This window comes from bacterium, from assembly GCA_021372515.1.
GTDB lineage: Bacteria > Gemmatimonadota > Glassbacteria > GWA2-58-10 > GWA2-58-10 > JAJFUG01.
Genome location: JAJFUG010000045.1, coordinates 43213 through 58315, shown reverse-complemented (window position 1 = coordinate 58315; position 15103 = coordinate 43213). Strand labels below are relative to the sequence as shown.

13 protein-coding genes are annotated in these 15103 nt (G+C 64.9%); 12 read left to right on the top strand and 1 reads right to left on the bottom strand.

Translation table 11 applies throughout. The features are described from left to right. Nucleotides 1-4: 4 nt before the first annotated feature. Nucleotides 5-967, bottom strand: coding sequence for an esterase-like activity of phytase family protein (locus tag LLH00_04495; protein MCE5270523.1), 963 nt, complete (start codon nt 965-967; stop codon nt 5-7). 290 nt (nt 968-1257) lie between these two features. Here LLH00_04495 and LLH00_04490 point away from each other — a divergent pair, with 290 nt between their 5' ends. The 12 genes from LLH00_04490 (at nt 1258) to LLH00_04435 (ending at nt 15102) form a co-directional block, all read left to right on the top strand. Then, nucleotides 1258-1986, top strand: a complete 729-nt coding sequence (locus LLH00_04490) for an NTP transferase domain-containing protein (GenBank protein ID MCE5270522.1) — start codon at nt 1258-1260, stop codon at nt 1984-1986. Between the two features lie 41 nt (nt 1987-2027). After that, nucleotides 2028-2483, top strand: a complete 456-nt coding sequence (locus LLH00_04485; GenBank protein ID MCE5270521.1) for a dTDP-4-dehydrorhamnose 3,5-epimerase family protein — start codon at nt 2028-2030, stop codon at nt 2481-2483. A gap of 21 nt (nt 2484-2504) precedes the next feature. Then, a complete protein-coding gene (rfbB, locus tag LLH00_04480) occupies nt 2505-3518 on the top strand; it encodes a dTDP-glucose 4,6-dehydratase (GenBank protein ID MCE5270520.1) in 1014 nt (337 codons plus the stop codon). After that, nucleotides 3515-4402: a dTDP-4-dehydrorhamnose reductase gene (gene rfbD, locus LLH00_04475; GenBank protein ID MCE5270519.1), complete on the top strand. Its 888-nt coding sequence runs from the start codon at nt 3515-3517 to the stop codon at nt 4400-4402. The genes rfbB and rfbD overlap by 4 nt, the downstream gene beginning before the upstream one ends. Further along, nucleotides 4392-4835 carry a VanZ family protein gene (locus LLH00_04470; GenBank protein MCE5270518.1) on the top strand — a complete coding sequence of 148 codons (444 nt, stop codon included), beginning with the start codon at nt 4392-4394 and terminating at the stop codon, nt 4833-4835. The genes rfbD and LLH00_04470 overlap by 11 nt, the downstream gene beginning before the upstream one ends. Nucleotides 4836-5028: 193 nt before the next feature. Continuing rightward, on the top strand, nt 5029-6318 hold the full coding sequence (gene hisS, locus LLH00_04465) for a histidine--tRNA ligase (protein ID MCE5270517.1): 1290 nt from the start codon (nt 5029-5031) through the stop codon (nt 6316-6318). 79 nt (nt 6319-6397) lie between these two features. Beyond that, nucleotides 6398-8191, top strand: coding sequence for an aspartate--tRNA ligase (gene aspS / locus LLH00_04460; GenBank protein ID MCE5270516.1), 1794 nt, complete (start codon nt 6398-6400; stop codon nt 8189-8191). 232 nt (nt 8192-8423) lie between these two features. Further along, entirely contained in the window at nt 8424-9443 is a 1020-nt protein-coding gene (locus tag LLH00_04455; protein ID MCE5270515.1) for a PhoH family protein, read from the top strand. Between the two features lie 91 nt (nt 9444-9534). After that, entirely contained in the window at nt 9535-11976 is a 2442-nt protein-coding gene (locus LLH00_04450; protein MCE5270514.1) for an HDIG domain-containing protein, read from the top strand. Continuing rightward, nucleotides 11939-12346, top strand: a complete 408-nt coding sequence (ybeY, locus tag LLH00_04445; GenBank protein MCE5270513.1) for an rRNA maturation RNase YbeY — start codon at nt 11939-11941, stop codon at nt 12344-12346. Before LLH00_04450 ends, ybeY begins: the two co-directional genes overlap by 38 nt. A gap of 102 nt (nt 12347-12448) precedes the next feature. After that, nucleotides 12449-13768 (top strand): hemolysin family protein, encoded by a 1320-nt coding sequence (locus LLH00_04440; GenBank protein MCE5270512.1) that lies wholly within the window; start codon nt 12449-12451, stop codon nt 13766-13768. Between the two features lie 17 nt (nt 13769-13785). After that, complete coding sequence (locus tag LLH00_04435) at nt 13786-15102, top strand: hemolysin family protein (GenBank protein ID MCE5270511.1); 1317 nt, start codon at nt 13786-13788, stop codon at nt 15100-15102. The last annotated feature ends 1 nt before the right edge of the window (nt 15103 follow it).

The window sequence follows — 15103 nt, the reverse complement described above, 5'->3', positions numbered from 1 at the left end:
CGGCTCAGAAACCCTTGGGGCGCGGGAAGATGAACAGCAGCGGACGGCGCTCGTCGCTCTGCCGCAGGGTTTGCAGGTTCCCGTCCAGCGCCACCAGGATCACACCATCGGTCAATCCCAACCCCTCACTGTTGCGGTATTCCTCGCGCTGATTCACATAGCGGTGCTTGAGGCTGTCGGCGCAGGTCTTGAACGAGGCCACCGCCAGAATGCGCCCGCTTTCCGGGTCGATCTTGTAGACCTCGCTTCTCATCCGTCCCAGGGCGTACAGCCTGCCCCTGTCCACGCACAGATCGGTCAGGTCCGGGCTGTCCGCGACTTCGATCCTCTTTTCCAGCTCCAGGCCCCGGTCCAGGCGGTAGACCAGGACCACGGCCGGCCGCATCTCGTGGGCGATGAAAAGCCGGTTGCCCAGGCGGGCCACCCCCTCGAACGAGGTGTTGAGGCCGGCCGCCAGAAGGTCCTCCTGGCCGCGCAACAGCACCTCCGGCCCGGCCACCAGGCCGATCTCCGCCGCGGATGGGTCGAACTCCAGCAGCAGGCGGTCGCGCTCATCCACGGCCCAGAGCTTGCCGCCCGGCGCCAGGCAGAGTCCCTCCAGGTCGTACTTGTTCACCTTGCCGGCTTTCTGCGCCAGGGCGGCGAAATCGAACGCCCCTCGGGCCGGCCCCACCGGGTGAAGCCGCACCACTCCGGAGCCGCTGTGAAGCAGGCTGTCCAGGCCCGCGGCCAGCAGGACCGGGTTTTCCGGCTGCCAGTCGGGAGGCGTGGGCCCACGGTCATCGGCAAAGAATACCCTCCCGGTGGAATCGATCGCCACGGCGGACAGGTTGAGCACTTCGGGATATTCCAGAAAAACGGCGCGTTCGAGGTGCAGGTCCACCGAATCCGGGTGAATCACGGGGCTGGCCGCCAGACAGGCGGACAGGGGCAGGATTCTTGCAAGTCTTTTCAGTACGTCGCGCATAGGGCGGCTTTCTCCAGGGGGGTGATTGTGAATCTGTCTGCGATACAATGAATCATGCCGGAGCGCTCTGTCAAGTGGTTCTGTTCAGGGAGCCGGATCGTGCACGCCGCGGGGTGGGCGCGACGGTTATTCTTGAAAATAGGCGTCAAGTTGTTATATTAAACAATTGTTTTATTTGAGTTTAGTCCGAGGACAGAGGTCGCAGTGGAGGATAACCCCGACTCCGGCAGCGCTTTGCGTATATCGGCGACCGGATCGGGCACTCGACGCCCTGAAAACGGGAAGGGACCATGAAAGGTGTAATCCTGGCCGGAGGTCTCGGCACGCGGCTGCATCCGCTGACCAAGGTTACCAACAAGCACCTCCTGCCGATCTACGACAAGCCGATGATCTACTACCCGATCCAGGCTCTGGTCAACGCCGGGGTGCGGGATATCCTGGTGGTCACCGGCGGGAACAACGCCGGAGATTTCCTCCGCCTGCTGGGCAACGGCAAAGCTTTCGGCCTGGACCGTCTGAACTACGCCTACCAGGAGGGCGAGGGCGGGATCGCCGAGGCCCTCGGTCTGGCCCGCCATTTCTGCGAGGGGCAGAAGCTGGTGGTGGTCCTGGGCGATAATATAATAGAGAAAAACATCTGCGACGCGGTGCAGGATTTCGAGCGCCAGGAGCGCGGCGGCAAGATACTGCTCAAGGAGGTCCACGACCCGGAGCGCTTCGGCGTGGCCGAGGTGCAGGACGGGCGCGTGGTGCGGATCATCGAGAAACCGAAAAACCCGCCCTCCAACCTGGCGGTGGTGGGGATCTATTTCTATGACTGCCGCGTGTTCGAGATAATCGGCACCCTCAAGCCCTCGGCGCGCGGCGAACTGGAAATCACGGACGTGAACAACGCCTATCTGGAGCGCGGCGAGCTGACCTACTCGGTCCTGGAGGGTTGGTGGACCGACGCAGGGACGTTCGAGTCCCTCTACCGCGCCGCCAACCTGGTGGTCCAGACCGGGGCGAACAACCTCTGAGACGGCCGCCGGATGGCGAGCGCCTCAGACTGGAGAGCGAGATGATAGAAGGCGTGGCGACCAAGACCCTGAAGGTGATCCCGGACGAGCGTGGCCGTCTGATGGAGATACTGCGCGATGACGATGCGCTGTTCGACCGTTTCGGGCAGCTCTACATGACCTCGGTCCATCCGGGCGTGGTCAAGGCCTGGCACTACCACAGCGATCAGACCGACCACGTGGCAGTGGTGCACGGCATGATCAAGCTGGCCCTCTGCGACTGGCGGCCCGGCAGCCCAACCTACCGTCAGGTCCAGGAGTTCTTCCTCGGCGAGCACAACCCGCTGCTGGTGCGTATCCCGCCCATGGTGCTGCACGGCTGGAAAGGGATCGGCGAGAAAGAGGCGCTGGTGGTCAACCTGCCCAACCGTCACTACCAGTACGACCACCCGGATGAGTTGCGCCTGGCCTGGGATGACCCGGAAGTGCCCTACGACTGGGCGATCAAGTTCTATTGAGATTTGACGGAAAGCTGGACCATGAAATTACTGGTCACCGGAGGGGCCGGCTTCATCGGCTCCAATTTTGTGCTCTACATGCTGGCGCGCTACCCGCAGCTCAGCCTGGTCAACCTGGATTGCCTGACCTACGCCGGCAACCTGGAGAACCTGGCCGCCCTGGAGGGTGACAACCGTCACCGTTTCGTGCGCCTGGACATCCGCGAGGCCGCCCCGCTGGAGAGTTTTCTGGCTGCGGAACGTCCGGACGCGGTGGTGAATTTCGCCGCCGAGAGCCACGTGGACCGCTCGATCACCGGGCCGCAGGTGTTCGCCCAGACCAACGTCCTGGGCACGCTCAACCTGCTGGAGGCTGCACGCAAGGCGGGTGTGGGGGTGTTCCTGCAGGTCAGCACGGATGAGGTCTACGGCAGCCTGGGCGAGCAGGGCTTTTTCACCGAGGACAGCCCGATCCGGCCGAACAGCCCCTACGCGGCGAGCAAGGCCGGCGCGGACCACCTGGTGCGGGCCTGGCGACACACCTACGGGATGGACACGCGGATCACCCGCTGCTCCAACAACTATGGGCCCTTCCAGTTCCCGGAAAAGATGATCCCGCTGATGATGACCAACGCCCTGGAGGGCAAGAAGTTGCCGGTGTACGGCGACGGCCTCAACGTGCGCGACTGGCTGCACGTGGAGGACCACTGCCGCGCCCTGGACCTGGCCCTGCACAAGGGCAAGGCCGGCGAGGTCTACAATGTCGGCGGGGGGACACAGCTCACGAACCTGGAGCTGGTGCGCACCCTGCTGGGTATCCTGGGCCGGGATGAGAGCCTGATCAGTTTCGTCCCTGACCGCCCGGGCCACGACCGCCGCTACGCCATCGACGCGTCCAAGGCCCGCCGCGAGCTGGGCTGGCAGCCGCAGGTGACGTTCGCCGAGGGCCTGCGCCGCACGGTGGAATGGTACAGCGGGAACACGCGCTGGTGGGAGCGGATCAAGTCCGGGGCCTACCGCGAGTATTACGAGAAGATGTACGGGAAGCTCGAATGAAAGTGCTCGTGACCGGCGCAGCCGGGATGCTGGGCCATGACCTTCTGCCGAAGCTGGCCGCTCGCGGCCTGACCGCCGTGGGCGTGGACCTCGACCGGGCCGATATCAGCGTGCCTGAGTCGGTGCGCGCCCTGCTGGCGGATGAAAAGCCGCAAGTGGTGATCCACGCCGCGGCCTGGACCGATGTCGAGCGGGCCGAGAGCGAGCCGGAGGCCGCCCGGCGGGTGAACGTCGACGGCGCGCGCAACGTGGCCGCCGCCTGCGCCGCGCTTGGGGCGCGGATGATCCTGATCGGAACGGATTTCGTGTTCGACGGGGCCAAGGCCGCCCCTTACGTGGAATCGGACCAGACCGGGCCGCTGGGGGTCTACGGGCGGACCAAGCTGGAGGGCGAACTCCTGGCCCGCCGCGAGCTGCCGGGTCTTACCGTGGTGCGCACGGCCTGGCTCTACGGTGCGGGCGGACAGAATTTTCTCACCCGTATCCTGCGCGCCGCCCGTGGCCGCACCGAGTTGAACGTGGTGGAGGATGAATTCGGCAGCCCCACCTGGAGCGTGGAGCTGAGCCGCCTGCTGGCCGGCATCGCGCTATGCGAGGCCCCGGGGCCGCTCTACCATGCGGCGGGCGGCGGCTCGTGCAGCCGCTACGGGCTGACTGCGGCGCTGTTTGGCCGGCTGGGAATCGATGCGGTGAAACTGAAACGGGTTAAAGCTACGGCGTTTCCGAGCCGGGTGAGTCGTCCGGCCAACAGCGCCCTGGCCTCGGAATGCCTGGAGCGGGATGGGTTCGCGCCGCTGCGGCCCTGGGAACAAGCCCTGGATGATTTCGTGAGACTGGAGCGGCAAAGGCTGTTGAACGTGTATCGGGGTGTGGATGACAAATAAAGGGCCTCAATGCTGCCCGCTACGGCGGCTCGTTCCCTGGCTGCTGCCGGTGCTCTGGCTCCTGTTGATATTCGCTTTGAGCAGTATGCCCATACCGGTGTCGCGCCTCAAGTTTTTCCGGCACCAGGACAAGCTGGTCCATTTCATCGAGTACGGGGTGCTGGGCTTGCTGCTGGTGCGCGCCGCGTACCAGAGCACGGTGCGCCGACGGCGCAATTACTGGCTCTGCCTGCTCGTGGCGGTGCTCTACGGCCTGAGCGATGAGTTCCACCAGATGTTTGTCCCGCACCGTACGGCGGATATCTGGGACCTGATGGCCGACTCCGCCGGGGCGTTCGCGTTTGCCTGGACCTGGCTGGCGCTGAAAGGCCAGCGCCTGTTCGGCCGGGCGCGCGCCGTCCTGGAAAGCGAGAGCACCATCGGCCCGGAGTGAGCGCACGGGGTTGTCGTTAGGTGGATGTAGGGGCGGACCCATGTGTCCGCCCGGGCGCACACGCGGGTGCGCCCCTACAGTGATCCGATTAACGCGAATTGAGCCGATCCGCTCGCAGTTGACTTGTTTTTGGGGCACGGCAGGCCGCGCCCAAGATCGAAAAATAAATCCAGGAAAGTACAAAGAGGCTTTGATGAAATACAGCGCACCACGGGGCACGCAGGACATTCTCCCGGCCGACAGCGCGGCCTGGCAGGCGCTCGAGGCCGCCTCCCGCGCCGTGTTCGAGCGTTACGGCTACCGCGAGATCCGCACCCCGATCTTCGAGCAGAAAGAGCTTTTCCTGCGCAGTGTGGGCGAGCAGACCGACATCGTGCAGAAAGAGATGTACACTTTCACCGACCGCAAGGCGCGCGAGTTCGCCCTGCGGCCCGAGGGCACGGCCTCGGTGATCCGGGCTTACATCGAGAACCGGCTCTGGACCGAGCGGCCGCTGCAGAAACTCTACTATCTGGGCCCGATGTTCCGCTACGACCGTCCGCAGAAAGGCCGCTACCGCCAGTTCCACCAGATCGGGTGTGAGGCGGTGGGCAGCCTCAACCCCCTGGTGGACGCCGAGGTGATCGCCCTGATGGGCGACATCCTGCGCGCGGCCGGGGTGAGCCGGTTGAGCCTGCACCTGAACAGCCTGGGGGACGCCGAGACCCGCGCCGCCTACGGTGAGGTGCTGCGCGGCTATTTCGGCGCGCGGCGGGAGGAACTCTGCTCCGACTGCCAGGCCCGTCTGGAGCTGAACCCCCTGCGCGTGCTGGACTGCAAGGTGGAGTCGTGCCAGAAGCTTTCGGCGGGTATCCCGCCCATCGAGGACAGCCTGAGCCCCGACAGCCGCGCCCATTACGAGGCCGTGCAGCGCTGGCTTACGGTGCTTGGAGTCGATTTCGTCAAGGACCCGCGCCTGGTGCGCGGCCTGGACTACTACACCCGCACCGCGTTCGAGTACCATCACGGCGAGCTGGGCAGCTCGGTGGCCTTGGGCGGCGGCGGACGGTACGACCGTCTGATCGCCGAGTGCGGCGGCCCGGACACGCCCTCGATCGGCTTTTCGCTGGGCGAGGAGCGCGTGCTGCTGGCCGCGGCGCAGGACAGTCAACTGGCCGCACAGGCCGCGGCCGAGGCCCGTACGCCGGGCTTTTACCTGGTCTACCTGGGGGATACGCTGCTCGAGCCCGCCGTCCGGCTGGCCCGGCAGCTTCGCAATTCCGTGCGGGTGGAGCTGGACCCCGAGCCGCGCAGCCTGAAAGCCCAGATGCGCCAGGCGGACAACCTGAAGCTTTCCCACGCCCTGATCCTGGGCGAGAGCGAACAGGCCGCCGGGAGGATCGTGGTCAAGGACCTGGCCGGCGGGACTCAGGTCACTCTGGAGCAGTCGGCGCTGACCGCCGACCCCCTGGGTGCGCTGGCCGGACCCGGCCGGGACGGTTGAAACGGCGCGGGCAAACTGTGAATAGATGCTTGTTCTTCAGGATAAATTCATGAATCGGGCAGGAGGCTTGAAAGCTAAAATGGAATCCAAACATTACAAGACAGCCTATAGAACGGAAACCTGCGGCAACCTCAGGCTCGAGGACAAGGGCCGCGAAGTCACCCTGGTGGGCTGGGTGTTCCGCTGGCGCGACCACGGCGGGATCGTGTTCATCGACCTGCGCGACCGCTACGGAGTGACCCAGATCGTGTTCGACCGCAAGAGCTCCGAGCAGGACATCGACTCCCTGGCGCACAAGCTGCGCGGCGAGTACGTGGTGCAGGTGCGGGGGCTTGTCCGTCCGCGGCCCGAGGGCACGCTCAACGAGTCCCTGATCACCGGCGCCATCGAGATCAGCGCCACGCACCTGGAGATCATCACCGAGAGCGACAGTATCCCGTTCCGCCTGGATGACAAGGGCTCGGTGTCCGAGGATCTGCGCCTGACCTACCGCTACCTGGACCTGCGGCGCGAGGAGTTGCAGCGCTGCCTGATCGTACGCTCGCAGGCGGTTTCGGCCACGCGGCGTTATTTCGACAGCCTGGGCTTCCTGGACATCGAGACCCCGATACTGTGCAAGCCCACACCCGAGGGCGCGCGCGATTTCATCGTGCCGGCACGCCTGCACCCGGGCAAGTTCTACGCCCTGCCGCAGAGCCCGCAGTTGTACAAACAGTTGCTGATGGTCAGCGGGTTCGACCGCTACTACCAGATCGCGCGCTGCTTCCGGGACGAGGACCTGCGCGCCGACCGTCAGCCCGAGTTCACCCAGATCGACGTGGAAATGTCGTTCATCGCTGAGGACGATATCATCGCGGTGACCGAGGGGCTGCTCAAGGACATTTTCAAGGCTACGCTGGGGGTGGAGATACCCACCCCCTTCCGGCGGATGAATTATACCGAGGCGATGGAGAAATACGGCTGCGACAAGCCCGACCTGCGTTTCGACCTCCAGATACGCGACTTCAGCCCGGCGTTCAAGGGCTGCGGGTTCCGGGTGTTCGAGTCCATGCTCGAATCGGGCCAGCGAATCCGCGGCATCGTGGTGCCGGGCGCGGCGCGCTACAGCCGCAAGGAGCTGGACGACCTGGGCGCCCTGGCCGTGGAGATGGGGGCCAAGGGTCTGGTCTGGCAGCGTGTGGGCGAGCCGGGGGCGCACGACAGCTCGATCAAGAACATCATCAGCCAGGAGACCATGGACCGCGTGGCCGCCCTGCATCCGGCCAAGCCCGGCGACCTGATTGTCCTGGTGGGCGGCCCGGACTGGATGAGCAGCAAGGCCCTGGCCCGCGTGCGCCTGTTCCTGGGCGACAAGGAGGGCCTGATCGACAGGACGGCGCTCAATTTCCTCTGGGTGGTGGAGTTCCCGATGTTCGAGTGCGACCCGGCCACCGGCGCCCTGGGCGCGGCGCACCACCCGTTCACCAGTCCCAAGCTGGAGGACATGGACAAGCTGGAGAGCGACCCGGCCTCGGTGCGCAGCCGGGCCTACGACGTCATCCTCAACGGCAACGAGATCGGCGGCGGCTCGATCAGGATTCACCGCAGGGACGTGCAGCAGCGGGTGTTCAGCGCCCTGGGGATCAGCCCGGAGCAGGCCGAGTACAAGTTCGGTTTCCTGCTCAAGGCTTTCCAGTACGGCCCGCCGCCTCACGGCGGCATCGCCTTGGGCATGGACCGTCTGGCCATGCTGATCAACGGCACGGATTCGATCCGCGACGTGATCGCGTACCCCAAGACCGCCAAGGCCAGCGCCCTGATGGAGGACTCGCCCTCGCTGGTGGATGAGCGCGAGCTGCTGGAGCTGCATGTGCGGCGTATCGTGAAGAAGTAGCACCCCTCCATGCCCCGATGCCGGAGCCGCAACCCACCGCCATCGGGGCGTGGAGTCTCCGGACGGGCCGCCGACAGCGGCTCGCGGAATGCTGTCTTGAAAATGCGGAACGATTGTGGCAGAATATAGCAGTGCTGTTCCAGCCGGCCGGCGGGAAGGAGTGCTCTGGTCGGCTGGGGCGAAGGATTGTCGGTCAGGGACCGCGAAACTCTCGCAGGGGATTGACCCGCAGATGGCGAAAACCAACAACCGCACGCATTTCACCCGCCGTATCCCGGTGGAGGGCGTGGACATGCTCACCCTGCTCGGGCCGAACGACCAGAACCTGCACCTTCTGGAGACGATGTTCGACTGCGAGGCCTACATCCGGGGCGATGAACTGATCCTGATCGGCGAGGAGGGCGCGGTGCAGGACCTGGAGCGCACCGTGCGGCGGATGATCGCCATGGTGCAGACCGGCAAGACCTTCCAGGTCTCCGAGATCGGCGGGATCGCCCGCGAGGTGCGCGAGGGGCTGGTCCGCGGCCAGGACCTCTACGAAAGCGAGCAGGTCTACCTGACCGGCAGCCGCAAGGTGGTCAAGCCGCGCGGGGTTGGGCAGAAGCAGTACCTGAAGATGGTGCAGGAGAACGACATCGTGATCGGCATCGGGCCGGCCGGTACGGGTAAAACTTACCTGGCCGTGGCCGCGGCTATCGACGCGCTGAACAAGAAACGGGTCAAGCGGATAATCCTGTCGCGGCCGGCGGTGGAGGCGGGCGAGCGCCTGGGCTTCCTGCCCGGCGACATGCAGGAGAAAGTCGACCCCTACCTGCGGCCGCTCTACGACTCGCTGCAGGACATGCTGCTGCCGGACGCGCTCAGCCGCTACCTAAGCTCCGGCACCATCGAGATCGCGCCCATCGCGTTCATGCGGGGACGCACCCTGCACGATGCCTTCGTGATCCTGGACGAGGCGCAGAACGCCACCCGGATGCAGATGAAGATGTTCCTCACCCGTCTGGGGGTCAACTCCAAGGCGGTGATCACCGGGGACAAGACCCAGATCGACCTGCCCAGGCCCGAGATGAGCGGCCTGCTGCAGGTGGAGGAGATACTCAAGGGCATCGACGGGATCGAGTTCGTCTATTTCACGGAAGAGGATGTGGTCCGTCACCGCCTCGTTCAGCGGATAATCCATGCCTACCAGGAGTCGGGGCAGGGCGAGGGGGAGCAGGCGGGCGGCGACACAGACGGGGCGGTAGGGGGGTGAGGCCTGAGGGCCGCTGTGTGTAAGACGGCGGCATTCCTTCAGCGGCGGACCTGTCCCGGACAGGGGCGCCGGGAGCCGGATGTTGCGCAAGATGAAATGGAAAGTCAACACCTACCTGCGCCGCTGGGTCCGTCGGCTGCGGGAGGGCTCAAGGGCCGTACTCGACCGTCTGCGGCGGCCCTCTCTGCATCACGGCCTGCGTTTTGTCCTGCCCGTGCTGCTGTCCTGGGGTGCGCTGGTGCTCACTCCCTCGCGCGAGATACCCGACCCCTTCATCGACATCGCCGCCGGACGCGTGGCCGACCGTGACATCATCGCCCCGTTCGATTTCCAGGTCTACAAGAGCCCCGAGGAACTGCAGAGCGAGCGCGAAAAGGCCGCGGCCGAGGTGTTGCCCATCCTGGAGTTCCAGCCCGAGGTTAAAGAGCAGGTCCTGGCCCGGATGCTCGACTTTTTTAACGCCCTGCACCGGGTGGCCCAGGAGCCCGAGATCGCCCGCCGTCTGCCGAACTGGAATGACTACACCCGCCAGGGCTCCGCGGGCCGTCACGGCGGCTACACGGTCAGCCCGCGCGTGCTGCGAGCCCTGTACGAGGTCGACTCGCTGCTCTCGCTCTCGGACGACGAGATAGTCTACCTGCTTGACCCCGACTGCGCCCGTATCCTGCGCAACAGCCTGAAGGATTTCATGGTCTACCGCCTGCGCGAGGGCCTGATCGACCGCGAGACCCTGGGGCAGGTGGACGGCGATTTCGTGGTGCTGCGGCGCGAGGGCAACGAAAGCCTGATGCAGAAAAACGAGCTGTCCACCCTGCGGCAGGTGATGGACCTGGCCCGCGCCGAGACCGTGGACCAGCGCTACCCCGAGATCAGCAAGAACCTCTTCATCAGCATGCTCAGCCGCTTCATGCAACCCAACATCCATTACAACTCCGACGAGACCCAGAACCTGCGCTATCTGGCCCGTCAGCGGGTCAAGACCACCCGCGACCAGACCGTGCTGCGCGGCGAAAAAATAGTGGGCCGGGGCGAGCGGGTGACCGAGCAGCACCTGGAGCGCCTGGAAAACCTGAAACGCCAGTTCGCCCTGCGCCAGAGCGAGGCCGGCGGGATGGGCCAGTTGCGGCGGGATACCGGCCTGTACCTGATCTACCTGGTGCTGCTGTTGCCGTTCTGGATCTACCTGCTGCTGCACCGGCCGGAGGTCTACCATCGGCTGTCGCCCATGCTGATAGTCTCGATCACGTTCCTGATCGTGCTGGGCTTTTCCTGCCTGGTGCTAAGGAGCGAGGACTTGCCGGTCTACATGATTCCGGTGTCGATAGCGCCGCTGCTGCTGGCCTACCTGATCGACGACCAGGTTGGCATCGCGGCCATGGTCAGCCTGTCGCTGATGGTGGGAGTGCAGGCCGGGTTCTCGATCTATGTCACCCTGTTCAGCCTCACCGCCGGGGTGGCCGCCGCGATCAGCGTCCGGCAGGTCAAGAGCCGCAAGGGGCAGTACCTCTCCATCCTCTACATCGCCGTGGCCAGCCTGGTGGCCGTGTTCGCCATCGATTTCCTGTTCCGCGGCGAGGGTGCGGCCGAGGTGGTCGCCACGGCCGGCTGGTCCACGGTGAACGCGTTCCTGTCCACGATGATAACGATCGGCCTGTTGCCGCTGATGGAGATAATTTTCAAGGTGACCAGCAATTTCACCCTGCTCGAGCTGAGCGACCTGAACCGTCCGCTGCTCAAGCGCCTGGCCATCGAGGCTCCCGGCACCTACCACCATTCGATCATCCTGGGCAACCTGGCCGAGGCCGCCGCGGCCGGCATCGGGGCCAATCCGATATTCGCGCGCGTGGCCGCCTACTACCACGACATCGGCAAGCTGCGCAAGCCGCTGTATTTCGTGGAGAACCAGGCCGGACGGGAGAACCCGCACAACAAGCTCAGCCCCAAGATGAGCAGCCTGATCATATCGAACCACGTTAAGGAGGGGGTGGAGCTGGCCCGCGCCGCCCGCCTGCCCGAGTGCATAATCGACGTCATCCGGCAGCACCACGGCAAGACCCACATCTCGTTCTTCTTCACCAAGGAGAAAGAGCGCAACCCCGAGACCCGGCTGAACGAGCACGATTTCTGCTACCCGGGGCCCAAGCCGCTCACCCGCGAGGCGGCCATAATCATGCTCGCCGACTCGGTCGAGTCGGCCTCGCGCACCCTGAGCGAGCCGACTGTCAGCCGGATTAAGGGGTTGGTCAAGAAGATAATCGACGCCAAGTTGCGGGACGGCCAGTTGGACCACACCGGGCTGACGCTCAAGGACCTGACCCGCATCGGCGAGGAGTTCGTGCCCATCCTCATCGGTGTGCACCACCAGCGGATCGAATACCCAGACAGGGGAAATGCCGAGGATGCCAAAGTCAAAGCCACAAACGGACGGAATAGAAATCAGTCTAAGCCGAACGGTGAGAAAGCCGCTGGAAAGCCTGTTCCCGGCGCTGAGGAACATGCTGCACTCACTGATGAGGACGCATCGGAAGCCTGAGGCCGAAGTCTCGCTCACCTTCGTCGGGCGCAGCCTGATCCGCCGTCTCAACCGCGAATACCTGGGCCACGACTACGTGACCGACGTGATCTCGTTCAGCCTCTCCGAGCCGGAGGAGGCCGAGCTGGTTGGGGATATCTACATCTGCCTGCCGCGGGCCGAGCAGCAGGCCGCCTGGTACGGCGCCCCGGCCCGCGAGGAACTGGTCCGCCTGGCCGCCCACGGCACGCTGCACCTTCTGGGCTACGACCACGAGAAACCGGAGGAGGCGGCCCGGATGAACGAGTTGCAGGAGGCCTGCGTGGACAGTTTCCGCGCGGGCCGGTACGACAGCGCCGAAGGTGGCCGGCCGGCGGAACGCGAACCTTGATATTCCACCGCGCCGGGATATAATTGTAGCAGCCTTTTCTCCCTTGGGCGACGCCGCCCGGGGAGTCGCCAGGAACCTCACGCTTTCTGCCAGGTCGGCCGGATGGATGTCTACCTTCTGATTGCCTTTCCCTTGCTGATCATGCTCTCCGGCCTGTTCAGCAGCTCGGAGACCGCGTTTTTCAGCCTCTCCAATTTCGAGCTTTCCGAACTCGAGGAGGAGCATCCCGCGCGCGGCCGCCTGGTGCGCCGGTTGCTGGCCGACCAGGATATCCTGCTGACCGGCATCCTGCTGGGCAACCTGATAGTGAACATCTGCGCCACCTCTGTGGCCACGATCATCCTGCACCGCTGGGGGCTGCGCCTGGGCTGGAGCGAGCACGTGGTCTACCTGGTGGACATCGTGGGCATGACCTTTGTCCTGCTGGTGCTGGGCGAGATCGGCCCCAAGGTATACGCCCTGAGCAACGCCCGCCGTCTGGCCCTGCGCCTGACCGGGTTTGTGCGTGCCTGGCTGTCGCTGACCCGCCCGTTGATCCGCCTGCTGGCCTTGCTGAGCGGCTGGGTCAAGCGCCTGAGTTCCCATGCTGGGCAGGACCGTCAGCTCCTGGAGGACGAGCTCAAGCTGATGGTCGACCTGACCGCCGAGCAGGGCGGTCTGGAGCAGGAGGAAAAGCAGATCATCCACAACATTTTCGAGCTGAGCGAGACCACGGTGCGCGAGATCATGGTCCCGCGCACGGACATTATCGGCATCCCGGACGGCACGCCGCTGCCCGAGGTGGTGAAGATCGTCCAGGAAAGCGGCCACTCGCGTTTCCCGCTGTTCCGGGACGATCTGGACGATATCGTGGGCATCCTCTACACCAAGGACCTACTGGGGCCTCTCTACCGGTTCGGACCCGACCAGACGCTTTCGGCCCTGGCGCACGAGGTCTCCTACGTGCCAGAGACCAAGTCGTGCAGCGACATGCTCCAGGATTTTCAGAAACGGGGCATCTACATGGCCATCGTGGTCGATGAGTACGGCGGCACGGAGGGGCTGGTGACTGTGGAGGACGTGATGGAGGAGATCATCGGCGAAATCCAGGACGAGCACGACACCGAGGAGCCGATGATAGTCTGGGAGGCCCCCGACCGTTTCCTGGTGGACGGGCTGATAAATATCGAGGACCTCTCGGAAGAACTGGGCGTGGACCTTCACGGCGAGGGCTACGAGAGCCTGGGTGGGTTCACCCTCTCGCGTTTCGGGCGGTTGCCTCATCCGGGCGAGTCCTTCGACGAACAGGGCTACCGTTTCGTCATTTCGAAGCTATCCCGGCGGCGGGTCTGGAAAGTCCGGATCCTCCGCCTTCCGCAACCCGAGCGGCAGGGCGGCGCTGGGGACGGTTCCGGCAGCGGCGGCGGGGAAGACAGCCGGTAACTCAACCAGAGGAAAACGTGGAAGCAGAACAATGGCTCCTGCTGCTGACGCTCCTGGGGAGCGCGTTTTTCAGCGGTACGGAGACGGCTCTGATCTCGATCAACAAGATCAGGTTGCAGAGCCGCCTGGACAAGGGCGGTGCCATAGCCTGGCTGGCGCGGCGGTTCAGTGGCAAGCCGGGCGATATCCTGTCCACTCTGCTGGTGGGCAACAATGTGGTCCATATCCTGGCCACGGTCCTGATCTCGGACATGGTGTTCGAGTACATTCCGCAGGACAGTTCGCACCCGCTGCTTGTCTCGGTCCTGTTGATACCGGCGATTGTCACTCCACCCATCCTGCTCTTCGGCGAAATACTGCCCAAGAGCCTGGCGCGCGACCACGCCGCGGGCCTGCTGCCGGTGCTGGCGGCGCCGCTCTGGCTGTTCTACTACCTGCTTCTGCCGGTGAACCGGGTGGTGCACCGCGCGGCCCAGGTGCTGCTGAAACTGGCCGGAGTGTCCAACCCCGGGCAGGAACAGCTTTTCACCCGCAAGAACATCCAGCGGGTGCTGATGGAGAGCGAGCGCGAGGGGGTGCTGCACAAGGAGGAGAGCAGCTACATCTCCGGGGTGTTCGATTTCAGCGAGACCATGGTCCGCGAGATCATGACCCCGCGCACGGACCTGGTGGCGATCCGCCACGAGGCCTCGTTGCGCGAGGTGGCCGAGAAGATGAGCGAGAGCTACTTTTCGCGCATCCCGGTCTACGAGGGCACGCTCGATCACATCATCGGCATGGTGCACGTGGTCGACCTGGTGCGTAGCGAGCCGATCGAGGCGCCGGTGATCCACCCGGTGATTTTCACCCCCGAGACGAGCAAGTGCGACAGCCTGCTCTACGAGATGCGTCAGAAGAAAATCCACCTGGCCGTGGTGCTTGACGAGTACGGCGGCACGGCCGGGATCGTGACCCTGGAGGACCTGTTGGAGGAACTGGTGGGCGACATCCGGGACGTGCACGACAAGCGGGGAGCCCTGGTCACGGTGGGGCGCGACCGCAGCCTGACCGTGAGCGGCAGCACGCGCTTCGAGGACCTCGAGGGGCAGATCGAGCTGCCCGAGACGGACCACGAGGTGGAGACAGTGGCCGGGCTTCTGATGGCCGAGCTGGGGCGTATCCCCGAGGTCGGCGAGAAATTCCAGCTCGGCTCGGTGCGCATCACCGTGTTGGAGGCCTCGCCCAAGCGGGTGGAGCGCCTTCAGCTCAAGCAGATGGATGACAGCGGACACCCGGCGGCCCGGGATGGGGACGGACGGGTGCACATTCGTCGGATTGAGGACAGACAGGAGTGAG